Source organism: Brevibacterium oceani, assembly GCF_017948325.1.
Lineage (GTDB): Bacteria > Actinomycetota > Actinomycetes > Actinomycetales > Brevibacteriaceae > Brevibacterium > Brevibacterium oceani.
In genome coordinates, this window is the sequence record NZ_CP072846.1 from 3540129 (window position 1) to 3562193 (window position 22065).

20 protein-coding genes are annotated in these 22065 nt (G+C 66.4%); 7 read left to right on the forward strand and 13 right to left on the reverse strand.

The features are described from left to right. Positions 1–249 precede the first annotated feature (249 nt). Positions 250–852, forward strand: coding sequence for a hypothetical protein (locus J9314_RS15780; protein WP_210603267.1), 603 nt, complete (start codon positions 250–252; stop codon positions 850–852). 240 nt (positions 853–1092) lie between these two features. On the opposite strand, the gene J9314_RS15785 is transcribed toward J9314_RS15780, so the two are convergent. Next, positions 1093–1776, reverse strand: a complete 684-nt coding sequence (locus tag J9314_RS15785) for a response regulator transcription factor (protein WP_166973834.1) — start codon at positions 1774–1776, stop codon at positions 1093–1095. After that, complete coding sequence (locus J9314_RS15790; RefSeq protein WP_246490435.1) at positions 1773–3212, reverse strand: sensor histidine kinase; 1440 nt, start codon at positions 3210–3212, stop codon at positions 1773–1775. Before J9314_RS15790 ends, J9314_RS15785 begins: the two co-directional genes overlap by 4 nt. Before the next feature lie 293 nt (positions 3213–3505). Here J9314_RS15790 and phoU point away from each other — a divergent pair, with 293 nt between their 5' ends. Then, positions 3506–4168, forward strand: coding sequence for a phosphate signaling complex protein PhoU (gene phoU, locus J9314_RS15795; protein ID WP_210603268.1), 663 nt, complete (start codon positions 3506–3508; stop codon positions 4166–4168). Between the two features lie 33 nt (positions 4169–4201). Here phoU and J9314_RS15800 read toward each other — a convergent pair whose 3' ends face one another. Beyond that, positions 4202–5269, reverse strand: coding sequence for an EamA family transporter (locus tag J9314_RS15800; protein ID WP_210603269.1), 1068 nt, complete (start codon positions 5267–5269; stop codon positions 4202–4204). A 71-nt stretch (positions 5270–5340) separates the two neighbouring features. On the opposite strand from J9314_RS15800, the gene J9314_RS15805 reads away from it, so the two are divergent. Continuing rightward, positions 5341–6264: a LysR family transcriptional regulator gene (locus tag J9314_RS15805; RefSeq protein WP_210603270.1), complete on the forward strand. Its 924-nt coding sequence runs from the start codon at positions 5341–5343 to the stop codon at positions 6262–6264. Positions 6265–6348: 84 nt separating this feature from the next. Here J9314_RS15805 and J9314_RS15810 read toward each other — a convergent pair whose 3' ends face one another. Next, positions 6349–7092, reverse strand: coding sequence for a phosphoglyceromutase (locus J9314_RS15810; RefSeq protein ID WP_210603271.1), 744 nt, complete (start codon positions 7090–7092; stop codon positions 6349–6351). A gap of 183 nt (positions 7093–7275) precedes the next feature. Between J9314_RS15810 and J9314_RS15815 the strand changes: the two genes are divergently transcribed. Both J9314_RS15815 and J9314_RS15820 read left to right on the forward strand, forming a co-directional pair. Further along, positions 7276–8319, forward strand: coding sequence for a bile acid:sodium symporter family protein (locus J9314_RS15815; RefSeq protein ID WP_246490436.1), 1044 nt, complete (start codon positions 7276–7278; stop codon positions 8317–8319). Positions 8320–8385: 66 nt separating this feature from the next. Further along, positions 8386–8997 carry a GNAT family N-acetyltransferase gene (locus tag J9314_RS15820; RefSeq protein ID WP_210603272.1) on the forward strand — a complete coding sequence of 204 codons (612 nt, stop codon included), beginning with the start codon at positions 8386–8388 and terminating at the stop codon, positions 8995–8997. Here the strand turns inward: J9314_RS15820 and J9314_RS15825 are convergent. The 6 genes from J9314_RS15825 to J9314_RS15850 form a co-directional block, all read right to left on the reverse strand. Next, positions 8978–9550, reverse strand: coding sequence for a YbjN domain-containing protein (locus J9314_RS15825; RefSeq protein ID WP_210603273.1), 573 nt, complete (start codon positions 9548–9550; stop codon positions 8978–8980). The two genes, J9314_RS15820 and J9314_RS15825, sit on opposite strands and share 20 nt — an antisense overlap. A 110-nt stretch (positions 9551–9660) precedes the next feature. Continuing rightward, complete coding sequence (locus tag J9314_RS15830) at positions 9661–11163, reverse strand: glycosyltransferase (protein WP_210603274.1); 1503 nt, start codon at positions 11161–11163, stop codon at positions 9661–9663. 20 nt (positions 11164–11183) lie between these two features. Then, positions 11184–11993 (reverse strand): alpha/beta fold hydrolase, encoded by an 810-nt coding sequence (locus J9314_RS15835; protein ID WP_210603275.1) that lies wholly within the window; start codon positions 11991–11993, stop codon positions 11184–11186. A 57-nt stretch (positions 11994–12050) separates the two neighbouring features. Next, entirely contained in the window at positions 12051–12362 is a 312-nt protein-coding gene (locus J9314_RS15840; RefSeq protein ID WP_210603276.1) for a DUF2516 family protein, read from the reverse strand. Between the two features lie 133 nt (positions 12363–12495). Continuing rightward, positions 12496–13044 carry an AzlD domain-containing protein gene (locus J9314_RS15845; RefSeq protein WP_210603277.1) on the reverse strand — a complete coding sequence of 183 codons (549 nt, stop codon included), beginning with the start codon at positions 13042–13044 and terminating at the stop codon, positions 12496–12498. Further along, positions 13041–14048: an AzlC family ABC transporter permease gene (locus tag J9314_RS15850; protein WP_210603278.1), complete on the reverse strand. Its 1008-nt coding sequence runs from the start codon at positions 14046–14048 to the stop codon at positions 13041–13043. The genes J9314_RS15845 and J9314_RS15850 overlap by 4 nt, the downstream gene beginning before the upstream one ends. A 66-nt stretch (positions 14049–14114) precedes the next feature. Between J9314_RS15850 and J9314_RS15855 the strand changes: the two genes are divergently transcribed. Beyond that, a complete protein-coding gene (locus tag J9314_RS15855; protein WP_210603279.1) occupies positions 14115–14810 on the forward strand; it encodes a helix-turn-helix domain-containing protein in 696 nt (231 codons plus the stop codon). Positions 14811–14900: 90 nt separating this feature from the next. Here the strand turns inward: J9314_RS15855 and J9314_RS15860 are convergent, their stop codons facing one another. Next, complete coding sequence (locus J9314_RS15860) at positions 14901–16049, reverse strand: FUSC family protein (protein WP_210603280.1); 1149 nt, start codon at positions 16047–16049, stop codon at positions 14901–14903. Positions 16050–16134: 85 nt separating this feature from the next. Here J9314_RS15860 and pepN point away from each other — a divergent pair, with 85 nt between their 5' ends. Continuing rightward, entirely contained in the window at positions 16135–19236 is a 3102-nt protein-coding gene (gene pepN / locus J9314_RS19240; RefSeq protein WP_246490437.1) for an aminopeptidase N, read from the forward strand. A gap of 223 nt (positions 19237–19459) precedes the next feature. Here the strand turns inward: pepN and J9314_RS15870 are convergent, their stop codons facing one another. Both J9314_RS15870 and J9314_RS15875 read right to left on the reverse strand, forming a co-directional pair. After that, complete coding sequence (locus tag J9314_RS15870) at positions 19460–20548, reverse strand: C40 family peptidase (protein WP_210603281.1); 1089 nt, start codon at positions 20546–20548, stop codon at positions 19460–19462. 361 nt (positions 20549–20909) lie between these two features. Further along, positions 20910–21986, reverse strand: a complete 1077-nt coding sequence (locus tag J9314_RS15875) for an LLM class flavin-dependent oxidoreductase (protein ID WP_210603282.1) — start codon at positions 21984–21986, stop codon at positions 20910–20912. Positions 21987–22065 lie beyond the last annotated feature (79 nt).

The following is a 22065-nucleotide window of genomic DNA, read 5'->3' on the forward strand; positions in this document are numbered from 1 at the left end:
TGTCGCACCTGCGGGATTCGCCGACGATTTCCCCGCCTGCGACGAGGAATGAACTTCGTATGAACTCACGACACGCGCGAACCTGCAGAACCTCCCGAGCGACACCCCGAACCTCTCGAGTGCCACCGGCCACGCCCCGCCCATGGCGACCGGTCGCGGACTTCACCTGCGGATCGGGCCCGGTTCTACAGCAGGTCAAAAACCGGGTAGTATACAGACTGATCTTGTATTGCCACTTCAAGGAGCATAATGAAACGGCACAACCGCGCGGCCCTCGCCGTTGCCGCACTCGCTCTCGTTATCCCCGTCAGCGGATGTGCAAGCCTGCTGTCTCCCCACCAGACCGCGGAATACCACTACAACGGCGGCGACGGCGCCTCTGGCACGGTCGGTGACGTCGAGGTCCGCGGACTGATGCTCATTATGGATGAGAAGGGCGAAGGCCCGGCGCAGCTGTTCTTCACCCTCCTCAACAAGGGCGACTCCACCGCCGATGTGACGATCGAGGCCTCTGGCACCACCGTGGACGAATCCGTCAAGGCCGGCGAGACCTTCGTCCAGGATCCGAAGAGTCCCGAGACCACGTCCAAGGACGTCGTCACGGTCGACAAGCTCGACGCTCAGCCCGGCGACCTCGTCGACATCACCGTCACGGTCGGCGGCGAAGAGAAGACGATCCGCACCCAGGTGCTCTCGGATTCCCTGCCCTACTACGAGGAGTACGTGCCAACCGAGTCGCCGTCGAGCGTGCCCAGCGACGATGCCACCTCATCCGAAGGTGCCGCGTCATCCGACGAGGCGACGTCCTCCGATGAGGGCACCGCGACCGAAGGCGCAACGGCCAACGGCTGATCTGCCCGACCGCCTGCCGAAGCAGGCGACTCAGGCGAACCAGACGAAAGGAGCCGCTCACATGATGTGAGCGGCTCCTTTCGCATTCACTGCCGTTCCGGGCCGACCGCGGCCGCGAGACCGCGCCCGCGAGCCGCGGCCGGTCCATGGGTTCGGCCCTGCAGACCGGCCCGGGACCCCGAACCTCCTGCCCTGCAGACCGGCCCCGAACCCCGAACCTCCTGCAATGGAGAGAGGACCTCAGGCTTCGAACTTGTATCCGAGCCCGCGGACGGTCGTGAGCAGTCGCGGCTCCGAAGGGTTCTCCTCGACCTTCGCGCGCAGGCGCTTGACGTGGACGTCGAGGGTCTTCGTGTCACCAACGTAGTCCTCGCCCCAGATGCGGTCGATGAGCTGACCGCGGGTCATCACACGCCCCGAGTTGCGCACCAGAATCTCGAGCAGTTCGAACTCCTTGAGCGGCATGGACAGCTCTTCGCCGCGCACGGACACGACGTGGCGTTCGACGTCTATGCGCACTCCCCCGGCCTCGAGCACGGACTCGTCCTCGAATCCGTCGGATTCGACGTTGCGCCGCAGCACCGCACGCACCCGAGCGAGCAGCTCACGTGAGGAGTAGGGCTTCGTCACGTAGTCGTCGGCGCCGAGTTCGAGCCCCACGACCTTGTCGATCTCCGAGTCCTTGGCCGTGAGCATGATGATCGGCACGTTCGACTTCGCCCGCAGCTCACGGCACACCTCGGTGCCGGAGACGCCGGGCAGCATGAGATCGAGGAGGACCAGGTCGGCGCCGCTGCGGTCGAATTCCGCGAGAGCCTTCAGCCCGTCATCGGCGACCGTCACCTCGTATCCTTCCTTCCCGAGCAGGTACGACAGCGGGTCCGAGAACGAATCCTCATCCTCGACAAGCAGAATACGAGTCACGTTGTGAGCTTCCTTTGTTCGCTTTCATCGGTCAGTTCATCAGTCGAGCCGTCACGGTCGGCCCGGGCGACGTCGCCGTCTCCATTATCACCGGCGGAAGGCGCGTTGTCCTCTGCACCGTCATCGTCGACGTCTGCACCGTCATCGTCGACGTCGTTCTCACTCGCCGAGGCGGCGCCCGCCGAGTCTGCAACGCCGATCGAATCCGCGCCCTCCTCAGGTTCCCCGGTCGCGACCGCTGCCGGTGCCGGGTCTGCGGAGTGCTCGATGAGCACCCCGTCGGGGGCCGAATCGCTGGCGGCGTGGTCGGGGGCAGTGCCTGCCAGGGGCAGCACGATCGTGAAGGTCGATCCCTTGCCGAGCTGACTCCAGACGCGGACCTCACCGCCGTGGGTGGCGATGATGTGCTTGACGATGCTCAGGCCCAGGCCTGTGCCGCCGGTGATCCTCGACCGCGCCGGGTCGACGCGGTAGAAGCGTTCGAAGACCCGCTCGGTGTCCTGGGCGGACATGCCGATGCCCTGGTCGGTGACGGCGATCTCGACGCGTTCGTCGACGAGATCGACGCCGACGCCGACGCGGGTGCCGTCGGGTGAGTAGTTGATGGCATTGTCGATGAGATTGCGCACCGCATTGACGAGGAGCTCGTAGTTGCCCTCGATGAGCAGATCCGACGGCGGGGAGATCTCGATGTGGATGTTCTTGCCTTCGGCGCGCGTGCGTGCACGGTCGGCGGCATCGTCGACCACCTCGGCCGCGGAGATCTTCTCCGTGGTCGCGGGGGCGGCGTGATCCTGGACGCGGGAGAGGTCGATGATCTCCTGGACGAGCTGGGTCAGTCGCTTCGACTCACGCTGCATGCGTCCGCCGAAGCGTTCGACCGCGGCGGGATCGTCGGCGAAGTCGGTGACCGCCTCGGCGAGGAGGGCCATCGCTCCGATCGGGGTCTTGAGCTCGTGGGAGACGTTGGCGACGAAATCGCGGCGGACGGCGTCGACGCGCTTGGATTCGGTCTGGTCGTCGCAGAGGACGAGGACGAAGGAGGTGCCCAGCGGTGCGACGCGGGAGTGGAGGAAGCGGAGCACGGAATCGGAGTTCTCGCGCTTCTGTTCGAGGTCGATCTCCTCGATGAGACCTCGGGCGCGCACTCGGCCGACGACGCGCAGCATCTCGGGTGAGGCGAGCGAATGGCCTCTGACCAGGCCGAACGTATACGCGGCCGGGGAGGCTTTGACGACATCGTCGCCGGCGTCGATGACGATCGCGGCCGACGAGAGGACGGCGAGCACCTCGGCGATGCCTTCGGGAAGGTCGTCCTCGGAATGCAGATCGGCAGCATCGCGGGAGCGTTCGCTGAATCGGAACGCCAGAATGCCCGCTATGCCGAGGCCCAGGCCGACGACGCCGGTCAGGACCGCCACTACCAAGAGATCCACAACCTCAAGCTTAGGTGCACTCCACCGTCCCGGCGCACCGAATTCACCTTGCATGGGCCCATTTGCCGAGGAATTCACCTTCCCGACAGGCGACGTTCATCCGTCCGTGCGAAGCTGACGTCTGTGTGCCTGCGCTCCCCCGCCCTCGGCCGCTGACCGGTTCACCGGTCCGTGACCGGATTGCCTGTCCATGAACGGACTTCCGGTCCATGAACGGCCGAGGACCGGATGCGCGCACCAGCAGTCACCCCGATGAACCCCCTCGCACGATCGAGAGTAAGGAAGAGCCGTCAATGCGCGAAGTCTTCAAGAACGAACTGGACGATCTGGCCACCCAGCTGGTCGGCATGTCCACCAAGGCGCTCGAAGCGATTCGGCTGGCGAATCAGGCGCTGCGGTCCAATGACCTCGAACTGGCCGAACAGGTCATCGAGGCCGACGCTGTAATCGACAACATGCAGTTCACCCTCGATCAGCAGGCCGCGGAGATGCTCGCCCTGCAGGCTCCCGTCGCCGCCGACCTGCGCGCCGTGATCGGTTCGCTGCGGATGTCCGCCTCTCTCGAGCGGATGGGCGACCTCGCCCGTCACATCGCCCAGCAGGTGCGCATCCGCTACCCCGAGTCGGCGATTCCCGAGACCTTCGAGTCGACCTTCGCCCGCATGGGTGAGTCCGGAGAGAAGATCGCCGAGGCGACGCAGCGGCTGTTGTCGAATCCCGGCCTGTCCGATGTGCCCACGATCAACGCGATCGATGAGGAGCTCGATGAGCTCCACCTCAGCGTCTTCGCGAAGCTCGCCGAGGCGCCCGCAGGATCGCTGGCCCCACGCCACATCGCCGACGTCACCCTGCTCTCGCGCTACTACGAGCGCTTCGGCGACCACGCGGTCTCGGTCTCGCAGAAGGTCGAATACCTGCTCACCGGCAACTGGGAGCCGTACCTGTCGAAGAAGTGAGCGGACCGCCCGCCACCGGGCAAGGGCGCGGTCTCAGCGCGATCTCGCTGAGACCGCGCCCTTCGCCGTTTCATTCGACGCGGTCGCCTCGTCCGGCGAGGTCATCTCCTCCGCCGAGGTCGTCTCGTCCTGCGAGGTCGCCTCGTCCTGCGAGTTCACCTCTTCGGGCGAGGTCGTCGAGACCACGACCCGATGGCGCCGGCCGACGCCTCGGCGGACACCTCCCGTGAGGCCGCGGGCGATCGTCCGCAGCACTCCCGTCGTCACCGCGACGCCGAGGAGCAGGAGGACCCCGCCGGCGAGTTCGGCCGGGGTCGGCCGGTCGCCGAGTGCGAGCCATGCCGCGACGACACCGACGAGGGGGACGAGCAGTGAGAACGGCGCCACCTGAGAGGCGGGGAAACGGGCGAGCAGCGAGTTCCAGATGACGTAGCCGACGAGTGAGGCCAGTCCGGTGGTGTAGACGACCGATGCGACGACGCCCCAGGTCGGATGGGACAGGGCCCGTGTGACCTCGGCGGGACCGTCGATGACGAACGAGAGTGCGAACAGCGGAAGCGGGACGACGATCGCCGACCACACCGTCATCTGCACGCCGTTGGTCCCCTCCTTGACGCCGCGGGCGATGACGTTGCCGATCGCCCAGGACAGAGCCGCACCGAGCGCGACGACGAATGCGAGAACGGGCACGTCCGCCTGCAGACTGACCCCGATGAGGGCGAGGCCGGACAGGCCGACGAGCACGCCGATCGTCTGCCTGCGGTTCGGGATCTCGCGGAGGACGAGCGCGGCCACGAGGACGGTGAACGCGGCCTGGATCTGAATGACGATCGAGGTCAGCCCCACCGGGAGTCCGAGGAACAGCGCTGTGTAGAGGAGGCCGAACTGGCCCGCGGACATGAAGACGCCGATGAGGAGGACGCGACGGAAGTTCCCCCGCGGGAAGCGGACGAAGAAGATCGCCGGGAGGACGACGAAGGTGAAGCGGGCGGCGACCAGCAGGAGTGGGGGCCAGTCGCGGAGGCCGAGATCGATGAAGATGAAGTTGACGCCCCACAGGAGGACCACGAGGAGGGCGAGCATCTGATGAATCGGGCGCATGTCACCAGCATTTCAGCCAACCGATCAAATATCCATTGAAGACTAGTCCATGATTCGTTTAAAATTTTTTGATGATTGATATCGTCGCGCTGCGCACCCTCGTCGCCCTCGACACGATCGGCTCGGTCACCGTCACGGCCGAGTCGCTCGGCTACACCCCGGCGGCCGTGAGTCATCAGCTGCAGAAGCTCTCCCGTCACCTTGGCGCTCCCGTCACGGAGCGGACGGGGCGAGGAATCTCGCTGACTCCGATGGGAAGGGAACTGAGCAGTCGAGGTGCCCAGATCCTCGCTGACATCGAGAGCCTCGAGACCGATGCGCGCGCCCGCTCGGGTGTGCCGCGCGGGAGGATCACCGTCGGAGGGTTCTCGACCGGCATCCGCGGGCTGCTCGTGCCGACGCTGCCGCGGCTGCGCCGCTCGGCGCCGGAGCTGACGGTGACGAACATCGAGGAGGAGCCCGATGAACTCCTCGAGATGGTCGCGGCAGGGAGGATCGACGCCTCGCTGATCTTCGACTGGTCGGATGCGGGGCCTTATCTGCCGTCGACATTGACCTCCCAGCTCATCACGGTCGACCGGGCCGACATCGTGATGAATCGCGACCACCCTCTCGCATCGCGCGCCGAGGTGACCCGGGCAGACCTCGTCGGCGAGGAATTCGTCTCGGCTCCGCGAGGGGCGGTCTGCCACCGCTGGCTGACCGCGCTGTTCGACGACGTCGGGGCCCAACCGCAGATCGGATACTGGGCGATCGAATACGACACTCAGGTCGAGTTCACCCGTGCGGTCGGCGCCCTCGCGCTCGTGCCCCGCCTCGGACGGCCGCATCTGCCCGACGACGTCGTCGCCGTCCCGCTCGATGATCACGCGATCGCGCGGACGATCTACCTCGTGTGGCGGCAGTCGATGACGAACTCTCCGGCGATCGCCCACCTGCTTGCTGAGATGTCGGAGATCGCCGGCGAGCTGTCCCCGGCCAGCATCCAAGGGTGAACGGAAGCATCACGGCCCGGAAGCATCACGGCCCGGTCGATCACCGAGCGACCGGGCCGTGACGTCATTCTGTTCGGGTGAGGCTCAGCGCCCCTGGTTTGCGACCTGGCCGATCGCGTCGGCGGCGGCGTCGGGGTCGAGGTAGGTGCCTCCGGGCTTGACCGGGGTGAAGTCCTCGGTCAGCTCGTAGTGCAGCGGGATGCCGGTGGGAATGTTCAGTCCCGTGATGTCGGCGTCGGAGATGCCGTCGAGGTGCTTGACCAGTGCGCGCAGCGAGTTGCCGTGGGCGGCGACGAGCACGGTCTTGCCGACGGTGAGCTCGGGAACGAGGACGTCGTACCAGTAGGGCAGGAGGCGGTCGATGACGTCGGCGAGGCATTCGGTGCGGGGCAGCGAATCGCCGAGGTTGGCGTACCGTGCCTCACCGGCCTGCGAGAACTCGGAGCTGTCGGCCAGCGCCGGCGGCGGGGTGTCGAAGGACCGGCGCCACGTCATGAACTGCTCTTCGCCGAACTCCTCGCGGATCTCCTTCTTGTTCTTGCCCTGCAGAGCGCCGTAGTGGCGCTCATTGAGCCGCCAGCTGCGGTGGACGTCGAGCCAGGAGAGGTCGGCGGCCTCGAGGGCGATGTTCGCGGTGAGGATCGCTCGCTTGAGACGGGAGGTGTGCACAACGTCGGGGATGAGGTCCCTCTCGCGCAGCAGCTCTCCGGCGCGCTGGCCCTCGGCGCGGCCCTTGTCGGTGAGGGGCACGTCGACCCACCCGGTGAACAGATTCTTCTGGTTCCATTCGCTCTCGCCGTGGCGCAGCAGGATGAGGTTATACGTCATGGCACCATTTTTGCACGACCGGTCCGGGCGGTCTCTCGCGACCGCCATCTGAGTGAGACGGAAGCAGTCGTCCAGCCCGGTGACAAGTGGGGCGCCAGATTCGCTCTTCGGTCGCCACCGTCCGAAATCTCAATATTCGACAGAATGTCTCGCATCGCAATACAAGCGGAGTAGTCTGACCTCATGTCAGACACACCGACGCCTCCAAGATCCGCGAGCGCAGACGCTCCCACTGCCGACCGCAGTTCGATCATCGCCGTCACGGCCCTGCCCGTGCTCGTCGTCATCGCCGGCGTGCTGGGGTTGCTCCTCCCCGATGCCTTCACCCCTCTGGCCCCGACGATCACATGGGCTCTCGGTGTGGTCATGTTCTTCATGGGGCTGACGCTGACGCTTCCGGACTTTGCACGCATCGCCAAACGCCCCTGGGTCGCCGTGCTCGGCGTCGTCACCCAGTTCGTCGCGATGCCGCTGCTCGGCCTCCTCGTCGTCACTGTGTACGGCCTGCCCGCCGAGATCGCCGTCGGCGTCATCCTCGTCGGCTGTGCTCCCGGGGGCACCGCGTCGAACGTGGTCACCTATCTGGCCAAGGGCGACACGGCGCTGTCGGTGTCGATCACCACCCTGTCGACGCTGCTCGCTCCTGTGCTCACCCCGCTGCTGACCCTGTGGCTGGCCGGTTCGTACATGGATGTGCCGTTCGGGTCGATGTTCATCTCGATCTGCCAGACGGTGCTCGTGCCTGTCATCGTCGGAGTCCTCGTCCGCGTCTTCGCCTCCAAGGTCGTCGATGCGATCGCCCCGGTGCTGCCGTGGCTGGCGTCGATCGCCATCGCCTACATCGTCTCGATCGTCGTGGCCGGTTCGGCCGGGTCCATCGCCACGGCCGGTGTGCTCGTGCTGCTGGCCGTCGTCACTCACAATGTGCTCGGACTGGCAGTCGGCTACGGAGTGGCGACGGCCTGTCGCCTCGATACTCCGACGCGCAGGGCCCTGTCCTTCGAGGTCGGCCTCCAGAACTCCGGGCTGGCCTCGACCCTGGCGACTACGTACTTCTCGCCGCTGGCTGCTCTGCCGGGTGCGGTCTTCAGTGTGTGGCACAACGTCTCCGGTGCACTGCTCGCCTCGGTCTTCGCTCGGCGCCCGTACGGCAAGCCTCCGGTCGATGCGCCCGAGCGCGTCTCCGTGGGCGCATCCGGTTCCGCTGACGGCGGTGCGGACCGTTGAGCACCGAACGTTGGGCACTGACCGATCATCACAGGCCGTTGAGCACCAACCGATGATGACAGACCGATGAGCGCCGAGGCGGCTCCGGGCAGAGGATTCGAGTCCTTCACCGGCGAATCGATCGAAGTGAAGCGACGACGCTTCACGATCCGCCGCGCGGTCGGATCCGATCTGCCCGCCCTCGTCGCGCTGCTACGTGATGATGTGCTCGGTGCCGCCCGCGAGGGCAGCGCCGATGCCGGCAACACAGCCGGCGATCCGTCAGCCGCGTCCGTCGCTGACGATTCGACTGCCTACGCCGAGGCGTTCGCGCTCATCGCGGACGACCCGAATCAGCTGCTCGTCTCCGTCGTCGAAGGCAGTGCTGCCGACGAGCACACCACAGACGCACCCGATGCGGACGGCCGTATCGTCGGCACCCTTCAGCTCAGCCTCGTGCCGAGCCTGTCGCGCCGCGGGACTGTGCGCCTGCAGATCGAGGCGGTGCGGATCGGTGCCGCCGCACAGGGGAACGGCCTCGGCACCGCGGTCTTCGAATGGGCGCATGACTGCGGTCGTCGCTTCGGAGCCGGACTCGCGCAGCTGACGACCGACAAGTCACGCGCCGATGCGCAGCGCTTCTACGCTCGCCTCGGCTATGTCGCCAGCCACGAGGGTCTCAAACTCCGTCTTGGCTGAGCGGTGGGCTCCCCTCACCGACCTTCTCACCTTCGGTGAAGGTGCCGAGGAATTCGTTGTCATCACCGCTGAGTTCCTTCTCGAACGCGGCGAGGTTGCGCGTCGATTCTCCGCGGCTGACGCGCCAGGCCCATTCCCGCTTCATTCCGGTGAGGAATCCGATGAGGAGGAGTTCGTTGAACGAGGAATCGGCAGCCTGGAGCATGGCTCCGAGCAGCCCGTCGAGCTCGGCGAGCAGGTGCTCCCTGGGCACGCTGGCGCGCAGATAGACATCGCCGAGGCTGTCGATCGCGAACGCGACGGGCCCGGGCTTGAGATTCTTCTGCAGCAGCCACCTATTGAACTCGGCCGTATTCTCGTCGGGGTGGCGGATGACGAAGGCCTGCAGGTGGGCGGTGCGCGCGAAGACGCTGATGGCGACGTTCGTCTTCAGCTTCTTCTCGCCCGGCAGGGTGACGACGATCTCGGAGTCCTCGACGGAGTCGACGGGCACGTCGTTGCTCTCGGCCCACGTGCGCACGCCGGTGAGGATCGCCTCGGTGTCGGTGCTCATGGTCTCACGCCTTTCGTTCGACTCTCGTGCTCACCGCCGACTCTAGTCCTTCAGCAGGCGGCGAAGTCCTTCAGCAGGCGGCGAAGTCCTTCAGGTCGTATCGAAGTCCTTCAGCACGCTCCGAGCGCCGCGGATCGCGAGCGTACTCCCGCACCTGCTTGCGCTTCGTCGGCAACCGCCGAGTCGGCAACCGCCGAGTCGGCAACCGCAGAGTCGGATGCCGCGGAGTCAGAGTCCGGGAGGGCATCGAGGACGGCGGCGACGGTGCGTCCCCAGTCGAAGCGTTCAGCTCTGTCGGCAGCGTGGACGCCGAGTTCGCGACGCAGCTCGCTGTCACGCAGCAGAGTCTCGATCGCCGTCGCCCAGTGGCGCGGATTGTGGTCGGCGATGAGCAGTCCCGAATGGCCGTGTTCGACGATCTCCGGCAGTCCGCCCACCGCCGAGGCGATCGCGGGCAGTCCTGAGGCGGCGGCCTCGGCGGCGACGAGGCCGAAGGATTCGCTGCGGGAGGGCACGATGAGCACATCGGCGGCACGGTAGTAGTCGACGAGGACGTGCGCGGGCACGGGCAGCCGCACCTCGACGCTGGGTTCCGCGGCGATGGCGGAGGTGAGATCGCGCAGGTACGACGAGGAGATCGTCGCGGGCACGTCACCGCCGCCCGTCGCTTTCGGGTCGACACCGGAGGCTGCGCCGAGGAGGATTCCTCGGGTTCGGGAAGCCAGGTGCGGGTCGCGCTCGCGAAGTTCGGCCAGGGCGTCGACGGCGACGTCGGTGCCCTTGATGAACTGCATGCGCCCGACGTAGAGGACGATCGCTTCATCGGTGTCGAAGCCGAGTCGGCCCCGGGCGGCCGCCTTCTCGCCGGGCCGGTAGAGGGTGTGGTCGACGCCGGGTCGGGCGATGATGACAGATTCCGGTTGGGCACCGACTTCGCTGATGAGGTCGCGCCGCTCGACCGGGGTGCCGGCGACGACGAGGTCGGCCTCTGCGGCGATCCGCTCCTCGGCCTGCAGGCGCTGGGGTCGTTCGTGGCTGCTCTCCGAGTCGCGGTTCTTCACCGCGCCGATCGTGTGCATGCTCACGGCGATGGGCACGTCCCCGGACGCGGACGCGATCCCGGCGCCGGATGTGATCCCGGCGACGGACGTGGATTCGGGGCCGGCACTGGGAACTGTGCCGCGAGTGTCCCCGGTGATCTCACGGGCGCGCAGGGCCGCCTCGGCGGAGATCCAATAATGGGCCCAGATGAACTCGGCGGCGCGGAAGTCCGGGTGGTCATTGAGCAGGCGCGCGAGTTCGTCGATGGCGTCGGCGAGTTCGTCCTTCGTCGTCGCCGCGGTCGGCAAGTGGTGGAGGGTGATGGACTCGGTGATCTCCATCCGGGAGCCGTCGTGACCACCGGTGCCGTGATCGTCCCCGGTTCCCGCATTGCTCCCAGCATGCCCGGTTCCATCCAGCCCGCCGGGATCGGCGGTGAAGACGTCGACCCTGTGCCCCGCCTCGGCGAGGGCGCGCACCGACTGATCGACGTAGACGTTCATTCCTCCGGCGTCGCCCTGGCCGGGTTGAGCGGCGGGTGAGGTGTGGAGGGAGAGGACGGAGATGCGCACGGGGACAGTCTAGCCAACGCCTAGGCGAAGAATTCGCCGAGGATGCGGCGCACCTCGTGGCGTCCGCGCCACAGGATCGACCCGGCCGGGAGCACCTCGAGGCGAGAGTTCGGGATGGCTCGGTGGATCGCCTCGGCGATGGGGACGGGATGGGCCGGGTCGTCCTCGTGGGTGAGGATGAGGACCTCGCCGGGGAAGGTCCGCAGGTTCTCTGCGGCTTCGGCTGTGTCGTCGACGGCGATCTCGAGGGCGAGGCCGAGCCCGTCGGACATGTCCGTGTGGACGAGGTTTTCCGCCTTCGCCTTCGTCCATGCTCGCGCTGGGAGCATCTCGGCCACCTCGGCGGGTTCGCGGGAGAGCATGAGATCGACGATGCCGTCGACGTCCTCATCGGCAACCAGTCGGCGCAGTCGCTCGAGGTAGGAGCGGTTGGCGGCGGTCACCTCGGCGGGGAATCCGGTGAAGGAGGCGGGAAGGACGAGGGCGAGCTTCTCGAGATTCGCGATCGCCGGGTGGGCTGTGCTGAGCAGGTGGAGCAGACCGCCGGCGGACATCGATACCCCGAGGGCCCGCGTCGCCGAGGTGGTGCGCAGGGCCTCGGCGAGCGCCTCGGCGATCTGCGGGTAGGTCCATCCGGGGCCGGGTGAGGGCCGGCCTCCGTGGCCGGGCAGGTGAAGGAAATGGCGGGCGCCGGAGACGCCGGTGCTGAAGGGGCGGGTGTCGCGGACAGCGCCGGCGAAGCCGTGGCTGAAGAGGGTGTGCGGTCGGCCGGAGCCGAAGGTCGCGACGTAGCCGGTATCGGGACCGGGAAGGTTGAGGTCGTCGCTCATGCGGTGCTGGAGTGCAGCGCGGACGTGGTGCGGGGTGTGCTCATCAGGTGACGGGCCTCAGCGGTTGCGGTAGCGCGGGTCGACGGCCCTGACCTTCGGGCGGACGTCGGTGAGGTAGACGATGCCGGCGACGAGGGCGATGATGTTGAGGAAGATCATGCGCATTCCCATCGGCGGGAGTGCGATGAGCGCGAGCGCGAGTCCGACGCCGAGGAGGATGACCCAGAACTTCTTGCTCTGCTTGTCCACGGCACGGTAGTTCTCGTCTTTGAAGCGGAGACAGTCGATGAACGCCCACAGCTGCACGACGAAGGCGGCCACCGTCAGCGCGAGAAAGACGAGACTCTGAAAGCCCGCAATGTATTCCATTCCCCCAGCCTAGCAAGCACCGACCGCTCGGTCAGGTTCGCACGACTGATCCTGGGCATTTGCCCACCCTCGACTCACCGCGCTCTCAGAGGATGCCCGTCGTGGCACTCAGCGGACGCCGTCGTGCGGTCCCTCAGAGGATGCCGGTCGTGCGGATGAGCGCGCACACGCCCATGCCGATGACCACGGCGAGGAGCATCGGGACGCGGACGATCGCAGCGAGCACCCCGACCCCGACGCCGATGAGGCGGGCCGGATCGGCGAGGTCCTGGCCGTCGAAGATCGCCGTCGTGGCGAACACGGCGCCGATGAGCACGACCGTCGCACGATCCATCCACATCGTCACGCGCTCGGTCGAGGCACCCGAATCGCCCTCCCCCGCCGAGGTGGCGCCGGCGGAGCCGTCGGTCGCCGAGGTGGCGCTTGATTCGGTCGCCACCGCCGGGGAGGTGCCTGATTCGGTCGCCACCGCCGAGGTGATGCCTGCATCGCCGGCTCCCGCCGAGGTGGTGCCTACAGTGCCGGCTCCCGCCGAGGTGGCACCCGCGGAACCGCTGGTCACCGGCTGACGGCGCCGGCCCTTCGTGGCGATGGCGCCGCCGAGCTTCACTCCGGCGAAGCGCATGAGGTAGGTTCCGATGCTCTGCGCCACGAGGGCGATGAGGAAGCTCCCGGCGCTCATCGTCGCCCCTCTCCTGCGTTGATGGGTCGGTCCGAGTTCCGTGTACGGTCCGATTTCTGTGGATGTGAGGTTCCGGCCCTCGAGACGTCGACACTTTCGCTCTCGGCGGGGTCGGAACCTCCGCTTTCGGCGCCGCCTCCGCTTTCGGCGCTGCCTCCGCTTGCGACGGGGTCGGCGCCTTCGCTCTCGGCTGTGGCCGCGCCTTCGTTCTCGGCTGTGGCCGCACCCCCGCCTCGGCGATGGTCTGCGGTTCGGCGCAGGCGGATCAGCGAGCGTACCGCCCAGCCTGCCGCGACGAAGACGAACACGGACAGCGAGGTCACCGCACCCAACCCCAGCGGCAGCACAGGGGTGAGGAGCACGGCGATGAGGACGCCGACGAGGGTCAGCGACAAGGTGGCACGGTTCTTCAGGTCGCCTCTGATGAGGCAGAAGAGGATGATCGGGAAGGCGGCGTCGAGGCCGAGGAGATCGGCGTCGATGACGTTGCCCAGCCATTGGCCGAGCATGGAACCGCTGGGCCACATGATGGCGATGGCCGCACCCATGAGGAGGAAGGCGTGCCAGCGCGCGCGGTCGTTGTGCCCGGTGCGTGAGAGCGCGGTGGATTCATCGTTGATCCAGTGGGCGGCGATGAGCGCTCGCCAGTCCCGGGGGAAGAAGGGGCCGACGGCGACGCCGAAGGCGAAGTTCCGGGAGTTGACGAGCAGCCCGGCGAGCACCGCGAGGATCGGAGCACCGCCGGCGGCGATGACGCCGACGAAGGTGAACTCGGCGGCACCGCCGAGGGCGAACATCGCCAGCAGCAGCGTCTGCCACCAGGCGAAGCCCGAGACCGCCGAGATCGCACCATAGGACAGCGCGACCGCAATGATCGTCACGGTCACGATGGCGATGGCACGGTAGGTCGACCTGGGAAGCACGCGCTCGGTCGGGCGCTTACCCTCCTGCGACCGCCGGCGACCGGGCAGCACCTTCCCAACCGTGCGAAATAGTGAACTCATGTTCTATACACTGCACCTCGCGTAATCGTTCGTCAACCCGAACGACATTGCCGGTATGCTGAACACATGAGTTCTCAACCTCAGCCCGATTCACAGGCCGATCCGTTGGCCGATACCCAGGCAGATCCGAGCGCGGACTCCAGTGCCGAACCGGACTCCAGTGCCGGACCGGACTCCAGCTCCGATCCGGACTCCGCCGCCACATCCGGCTCTGCCCTGTCCCCCAGCGAGCAGATCGCCGCAGCGCTCAAGCGCGAGCGGCTGCGTGCGGGCCTGTCCCTGTCCGAGGTCGCCCGACGGGCAGGCATCGGCAAGTCGACGATGTCCGGGCTCGAGACGGGAAGCGGCAATCCCAGCCTCGAGACGATGTGGGCGCTTGCCGCCGCTCTCGACATCCCGCTGGCGCGCCTGCTCGACCCTCCGCCCCACGAGGTGGCCCTCCAGCATGTCGGCGACATGCCGAGTCTGCCCTCGACGACGGCGAACTATGTGGCCACCCTGCTCTCGCCTTCGCCGACGAACGCCCGACGTGACATCTACTTCATCCAGGCAGAACCGGGTGAGCCGCGGATGTCGCAACCGCATCCGCAGGGGACGATCGAACATGTCATCCTCGGCAACGGGGCGGCGCGCATCGACGTCCTCGGGCAGTCCTTCGAACTCGGCGTCGGCGACTACCTCACGCATCCCGGCGACCAGCCGCATCGCTTCACGGCGCTGAAACCGAGCACGAACGCCGTCTTCGTCGTCGAAAGCAGCTGAGGCCCAGCCGAGCGCAGCCGCGTGGTCGAGTGCAGCCGCGTGGTCGCGTGCAGCTCACGAATCGTCCGAAGCAGCCGAGCAGCCGGACCCCTATTCTGCGACCGGCCCGTCGCCGCTGCCCGCGCCGCCGTCCAGCGGCGGCATCCGTGACTGGGCTTCCTCCCTCGTCAGGCCCGCAGCCTGGAGGAGGTCGACGGCGACGGTGCGGAGCAGCAGGACGAGGGATTCGTCGTGGATGTCCCAATCGGGCTTCGCCCGCGGATCCAGCGTGCTCGCGGCCTCGGACAGCGCCGCCTCGGCGAGGGATCGGTCGGTTCCTCTGCGCAGGGCGATCTCGAGCTTCTTCGCACCGTCGGCCAATGATCCGACGTAATCAGCGATGACGGGCTTGTCGACGTCGAGCTCGGTGATGCCCACGACCCGGCGGGCGATCACGCGGATGGTGCGCATCGCCCGGTCGGAGAACTTGTGAGCTCGGGAGAGGCGGGTCACCTCGGCGGCGTGACGACGGGCCCGGGCGTTGATCTTCGCCGCCTCCCGGGAGATCCGCAGCGATGAGCCCCACGAGTCGATGATGTCCTGGGTCTCGCGGGCGCGCTCGAGGGCACGATTGGCCAGCGCGGAATCGGAGTCCTGAAGTGCCCGCCGCATCATCTTGAGGACGACATCGATCTCCTCGAGCATGTCCGCGGCCAGCCGGCGGGGCGCTTTGCGGGCGTCTCGCGGGATGAGGAAGGCCAGGAGGATCGCGCATACGGAGCCGGCCAGGGCGTCAAGGGTGCGTGGGAACGGCGAGCTCGACGCGGTCGCCGGAACCACGACGACATAGACGGATTGGACGGCGATCTGGGTGATGAAGATGCCGCCGGAGTTGAGGATCGTGCCGATGATCAGACCGATGATGAGGGTGACGGCGAGCTGCCAGATGCCGGAGCCGTAGACATTGACGAGCAGCTCGCCGACGAGCACCCCGAACGTCGCGCCGATGCCGATCTCGAGTGCCCGACGGAGGCGGCGATCGGCGACGGGGCCGATTCCCACCGCCGAGGCGACGGCGGCGAGGAACGGGTAGGGATGGCCGAGGACGTAGACGCAGAACGCGTAGGCGGCGGTGGCGGCGATGGGGATCTGGATCAGCTGGCCGGAGTTCGCCCAGAGTCGCTTGAGCCCGAGGCGGAGGCGGTGACCGGCGACATGGACCGCCCGCCGTGGCAGTTCGCCGACTCGATTCTCCGCCATCAGTCCCCTCTGCCGCTCACTGTTGCTGTACTCAGAGTACCGGAAATGTGGCATGCTAAAGTCGGTGCGCCGAGGAGGCTATTGAATGACAACGAATCTCACCCGGAACGAAGCGCAGAGTCGCACACAGCTGCTCAAGGTGAAGACCTACACCGTCCATATCGACGTCAGCAACGCCGAGACCGAGGACGAGACCTACTTCTCCCGCACTGTCGTCGATTTCAAGGCTCGTTCGGCAGGTTCGACGTTCATCGACCTCATTGCGGATTCCGTCAGCCTGGTTGAGATCAATGGTGAGAGCCTCAACCCCGCCGAGGTGTTCGACGGTGCCCGTGTCAGTTTCCCCGTCCGCGACGGGAAGAACACCCTCACGATCGAGGCGCGTGCCCGCTATTCGACCTCGGGTGAGGGCCTGCACCGGTTCGCCGATCCGGCCGACGGCAAGGTCTACCTCTACACGCAGTACGAACCCACCGATGCCAGGCGAGTGTTCGCGAACTTCGATCAGCCCGACCTCAAGGCGAAGTTCATCTTCTCCGTCACGGCTCCTGCGCACTTCCAGGTGCTGTCGAACCGGGAGGAGACGGGTCAGGAGCCGGCAGTCGCCACCGCGGGTCCGGCGGCGCTCGGTGCTGGTGCATCGTCTGCGGCTGGTGCCGCCGCCGTCACCCACCATTTCGCTCCGACGCTCAAGCAGTCGAGCTACATCACCTGCATCACCGCCGGGCCCTACGAGGGGGCGACGGAGACGTGGACGGATCCTAACACCGGCGAGGTCGTCCGGTTGGGCGCGTGGACGCGGGCCAGCCTCGTCGATCATCTCGATGCGGATGACATCTTCAGCGTCACGAAGGCCGGGCTCGATTTCTTCACCGCGGAGTTCGACTACCCCTACCCGTGGGGCAAGTACGATCAGATCTTCGTTCCGGAGTACAACCTCGGCGCGATGGAGAATCCGGGGCTGGTGACGTTCACGGATTCGCTCATCTTCCGTGACAAGGTCACGGATGCGCAGTACGAGTCGCGCGCGAATGTCATCCTCCACGAGATGGCGCACATGTGGTTCGGCGATCTCGTGACGATGAAGTGGTGGGATGACCTGTGGCTCAAGGAGTCCTTCGCCGACTATATGGGTGGGCTCGCGCTGGCCGAGGCGACCCGGTTCACCGACGGCTGGGTGACGTTCGCACTGCGGCGCAAGGCGTGGGCGTACACGCAGGATCTGTATCCGACGACGCATCCGATCGTCGCCGACATCCCCGATGTCGAGGCCGCGAAGCTCAACTTCGACGGCATCACGTATGCCAAGGGCGCGTCCGTGCTCAAGCAGCTCGTCGCGTTCGTCGGCCGGGAGGCGTTCTTCGCCGGGTCCCGGCTGTATTTCAAGCGCTTCGAATACGGCAATACCGAACTCGCGGACTTCCTCGAATGCCTCGCCGAGGCGGCTCCCGACCGCGACATCGCGAACTGGGCGGGCGCATGGCTGGGCACCTCGGGTGTATCCGAGCTGACCTTGGATCTGACGACCGACGCTGACGCGTCGGCTGCGGGGTCGGGTGGCGCAGGCGGCGCAGGTGGCGCCAGTGGCGCAGGCGGCGCGTCCGTGGCGGCCGCGGTCCCGAGCACCGCGTCGGGTACCGCTGCGAGGGCGGGTGGAGCATCCGGGACCGGGAACGGTGTTCGCATCTCCTCGAGCGCGGGTGCACGGCTGCGAGCCACTGCCGACGGCGGCGATGGCGGTGGTGCGGGCTCGATTGTGGGCTCGGTGGCGGGCCGGCCTTCCGACTCGAGCGGTGGGTCGAACTTCGCCTCGAGCGCCGATGCCGGCGCTCAGGTTCAGCCGCCTCGGCGACGGACGGGGTCCGAATCGATCACGCGTGCGACCATCACGCAGGCCGATTCGGCCGCAGGTGCCGCGCTGTTGCGTCCGCACACCATCGAGATCGCCACGCTCGGCAGGTCCGGTCGCGCGATCGTCCCCTTGGACACGTTCCGGTTCGATTTCGCGACCGAATCCGCCGAGGTGGAGCAGCTCGTCGGCCGCAGCGCCGGGGTCATCACGCTGCTCAACTACAACGATCTCGACTATGCGCGGGTGCGGCTCGATCCTGCCTCGATCGAGGCGGCGGTCACCTCGGCGTCTCGGATCGCCGACCCGCTGTCGCGGGCGCTGGTGTGGTCGGCGTTGGACAACGCGGTTCGCGATGGTCTCATGCCGGTGCAGAAGTACCTCACGGCGTATGCGCGCAGCCTCGGCAAGGAGAGCCATGCGGGGATCATGGCCGGCCTCAGCCAGACCGCGCTGACCTGTATCGATCAGTGGGTGGCGGATCGGAATTTCGATGCTGCGATCAGTGGTCTGCTCGGGGCGGCGCTCGATGCTCTGGCAGCGGCGAAGTCCGGCTCCGATGCACAGCTGAATCTGGCGAATCTCGTGCTTGCGCTGACGTCGCGGACGGCGCGGTGTGCGGCCGGGAGCTCGGCTGTGGCGATGGGCCGCAGCTTCGCCACGCAGATCCTCGCGGTGCCGGTTGGTGAGGAGATCGACCGGATGTATCCGGAGGTCCTCGGCGAAGGTTCGGACTCAGACGGTGTTGCCGATGTGAGCGGGACAGCCGGTGTCGGTCGTGCCGAGCATTCGGCGGCGGCGCTGCCTTTCCGCGGACTCGTCAATGACCATGCGCTGCGGTGGAACGCGCTGACGGCACTTGTGTGCCTCGGTTGGGCGGACCAGACGGACATCGCGCGGGAGAATCAGTCGGATCCGAGTTCGTCGGGTCGGCTCCATGCGGAGACGGCGAGCGCTGCCCTGCCGTTGCCCATCGTCAAGATTCGGGCGTGGGAGGCCATCCGCGAGGCGAGCGCGCTGAGCAATGATGTACTCTCGGCGATCATCTCCGGGTTCATCGCACCGAGTGCGCTTCCGCTCATCGAGGACTATGTCGACGAGTACTTCGACGGGCTGCTGGGGTTCTGGACGAGCAATTCGATCGAGATCGCTCGCCGTCTGGTGCTTGGTCTCTACCCGCGGTGGTCGGTCGATGAGGATGCTGTCGTCGAGAAGACCGATGCCTGGCTGGCTGCCAATGCTGAGGCTCCAGCGGCTCTGCGTCGGTTGGTCATCGAGCGTCGGGACGATCTGGCCCGCGCGATCTTCCTCAAGTCGACACAGAGCTCGCGCCACTGACGTCACAGGAGGCGTGCCACTGACGTCACAGAAGCTGCGACACCGAAGTCGCAGAAGTCGTGCGACTGACTTCACAGAACTCGCGCGCCATTGACGTAGTGTCGGGCACCATTGGGACACTCGTTTCGACTTACGTGCGCCGAGAGGCTGCAGCTCCACAGCCGACACCAAAGGCCGGCATCCGTACGTCGGGTGCCGGCCTTCGAGTTCGCTCGCTGCGTGATCAGAGAATGCGGCGGGCTCCTGAGAATTCGTTGCCCGTATCCCACTTCTTCCAATCGGTGACGTAGACGTCCTTCGACGCGTTCGGCGAGTGGATCATCTTGCCGTCTCCGATGTACATGCCGACGTGGTGGACGGTTCCTGAGCTGGTGGAGAAGAACAGCAGATCGCCGGCCTTGAGGTTCTTCGAGGACACGGCCTTGCCGACCTTCGCCTGCTCCCCCGAGTCACGCGGGAGGTCGATGCCATGTGCTCGGTAGATGCTGTAGGTGAAGCCGGAGCAGTCGAATCCGTATGCGGAGACGCCGGCCCACAGGTAGCGCAGTCCGTCGAACTGCTTTGCGGTCTTCACGAGGTCCTTGCCGCTGGGCTTCGCCGGCTTCTCGCCGACATCGTAGACGTCGACGTCGTCGGCATCGATCCACGCGGCACCGCCGCCAGGGAGCGCGACCCGAACATCATCGACGTCCTGGGCGATGAGGGGCAGATCGACGTTGAAGCTGACGTCGGCTCCAGTGTCCTTGGTGAACTCGATGCCTTCGAGTTCGCTCTTGGGCTTCGTCACGACGGCGCGGGGCTGCTCGTCACGGAGCTTGGTGAAGCGGTCGTTCTCGACGAGCTGCTTCGTCGGCAGCCAACCGGGGTAGCCCTTCTTGTTCTTCGGGGTCTTCTGGTCCTTGACGCTGACGTAGGACCATTTGCCCTTGGTGTCGAGGACGGTGACTTCCGAACCGTAGGTGGCCTGTGTTTCGGTCTTGCTGGTCAGACCGCGCCGGACCTCGGTGCTCTTGAGGTTCTTGTTCCACTTGGCGAGGTCGACGGGGTGTCCGAGGGCAGGTTTGTCGGCCTTGCGTGGTGCGTCTGTGTCGGTCCACAGGGTGGCCACGGTGACGTCGACGTAGGCGGTTTCGCCCTTTTCGACCTCTCCGTCACTGATTCGTTCGAGTTCCTGACCGGGGACGACATCGGCTGAGATCTCGGCTGACTTTGCGGCATCGGTCGAGGTCAGACTGCTCGCGAGTGCGGGAGCACCGGAGCCGAAAACCAATCCGACCCCAAGTGCTGCCGAAACAGCAATTTTGGTACGCATTATTTCTCTTTCGGTCTGCGGGCGGCAGGCCCGCGTGGGGGAAGTCTCCGAAGATGCGCGAACGCATTCGGCGTACTTGCCTCGTCACCGACAGGGATTCCCTGATGGGGAACCTCGTTGGTGCCGAGACGGTGCACGGTGTCGATCCTGCTGGCTGTCGAACGACTGGCAGCATTCATGACACTGTGACAGGATAGCGTGCTCTGTCGAAGGTTTGAAGTCCACTTGCCCGATTCGATGCTGAGCTGAGACCTCAGCAGGGAACCTATTGAACAGTCGTCAGCCTCCCGACCGTGACTGTGGACAGGCGGAATCAGCCGCAGAGTATTGATTCACCGTGCTGTCAGCGAACGCCAGGCCGTCAGCCCTTGAGGAATTCTCCGGCGAGCAGTTCGAGCGTCTGAATCCGCCCGGGATCCTCACGCAGATCTTCACCTTCCATCGCACCTGCGACCGGCTGGATCATGATCTCGTCGACGTCGAATCGTGCCGCGAGCTCTTCCAGCTGCGAGGCAGCGGATTCCGTATCACCGACGATCCAGTTGGCCGACAGTTCTTCGCCGACCATGCGCTGCTGATCGGTCATGACGGATCGGACGTCATCACCGGCGAGGCGCAGCTTCTCCATCGGACCACCCGTGCGCAGTCGAGACATCTGCAGCATGAAGGGTTCAGAGCGCAGCTGCGCCTCCTCGGCGGTGGGCGCGACGACGACGTTGGCCGTGACGAAGGTCTGTGGCTTGTCGCCGTAGGCTCCGGGTGTGAAATTGTCGCGATAGATCTTCATTCCGGTCGTGGCCCCTGCCGCGAAGTGGTTCGCGAAGACGTAGGGCATGCCCAATTCTGCGGCCAATCGAGCAGAGTAGCCGGAGGACCCGAGCAGCCATGGCAGCGGTTGAGTGCCCGGCACCGGGTCCGGTGTCGCCTTGAGTACGTGCTCGCGGCCACCGTGCAAAGGCACGCGCAGACCCTCCGGCCGCATCAGGCTGAGGGTATCGATCACATGCTGCGGGAACTGTTCGACTGGGTCGATGGTCTGACCTTCGCGATCGACCATCCGACCTTCGCCGAGGTGGCCCCTCATAGCCGCAGAGGTGATCGGGTCCGTACCGGGTGCACGTCCGATGCCCAGGTCGATGCGATCGCCGTAGACCGCGGAGAGCAGCGCGAAGAGTTCGGCAACGGCCAAGGGCGCGTGGTTGGGAAGCATGACACCGCCGGAGCCGAGCCGAATGCGTTCAGTTCCCTGACCGAGGTGCATGAGTTCCGGCCCTGGCATCGTCGAGGCGATCGAGGGCATGTTGTGGTGTTCGGCCACCCAGTAGCGAGTGAACCCGAGCCTGTCGGCGGTGTCGATGATCTGCTTGGACGCAGCGAACGAGTCTGACGTGGTCTGTCCCGTCCGGACGGGGACGAGGTCGAGAATGGAAAGCTTCATATCCGAGCAACAGTGCGCGCGACGGGATCATTCCGGTTATGGCCGGAAGTACAGCCGAGCCGGTTGGCACGGTCGGTTG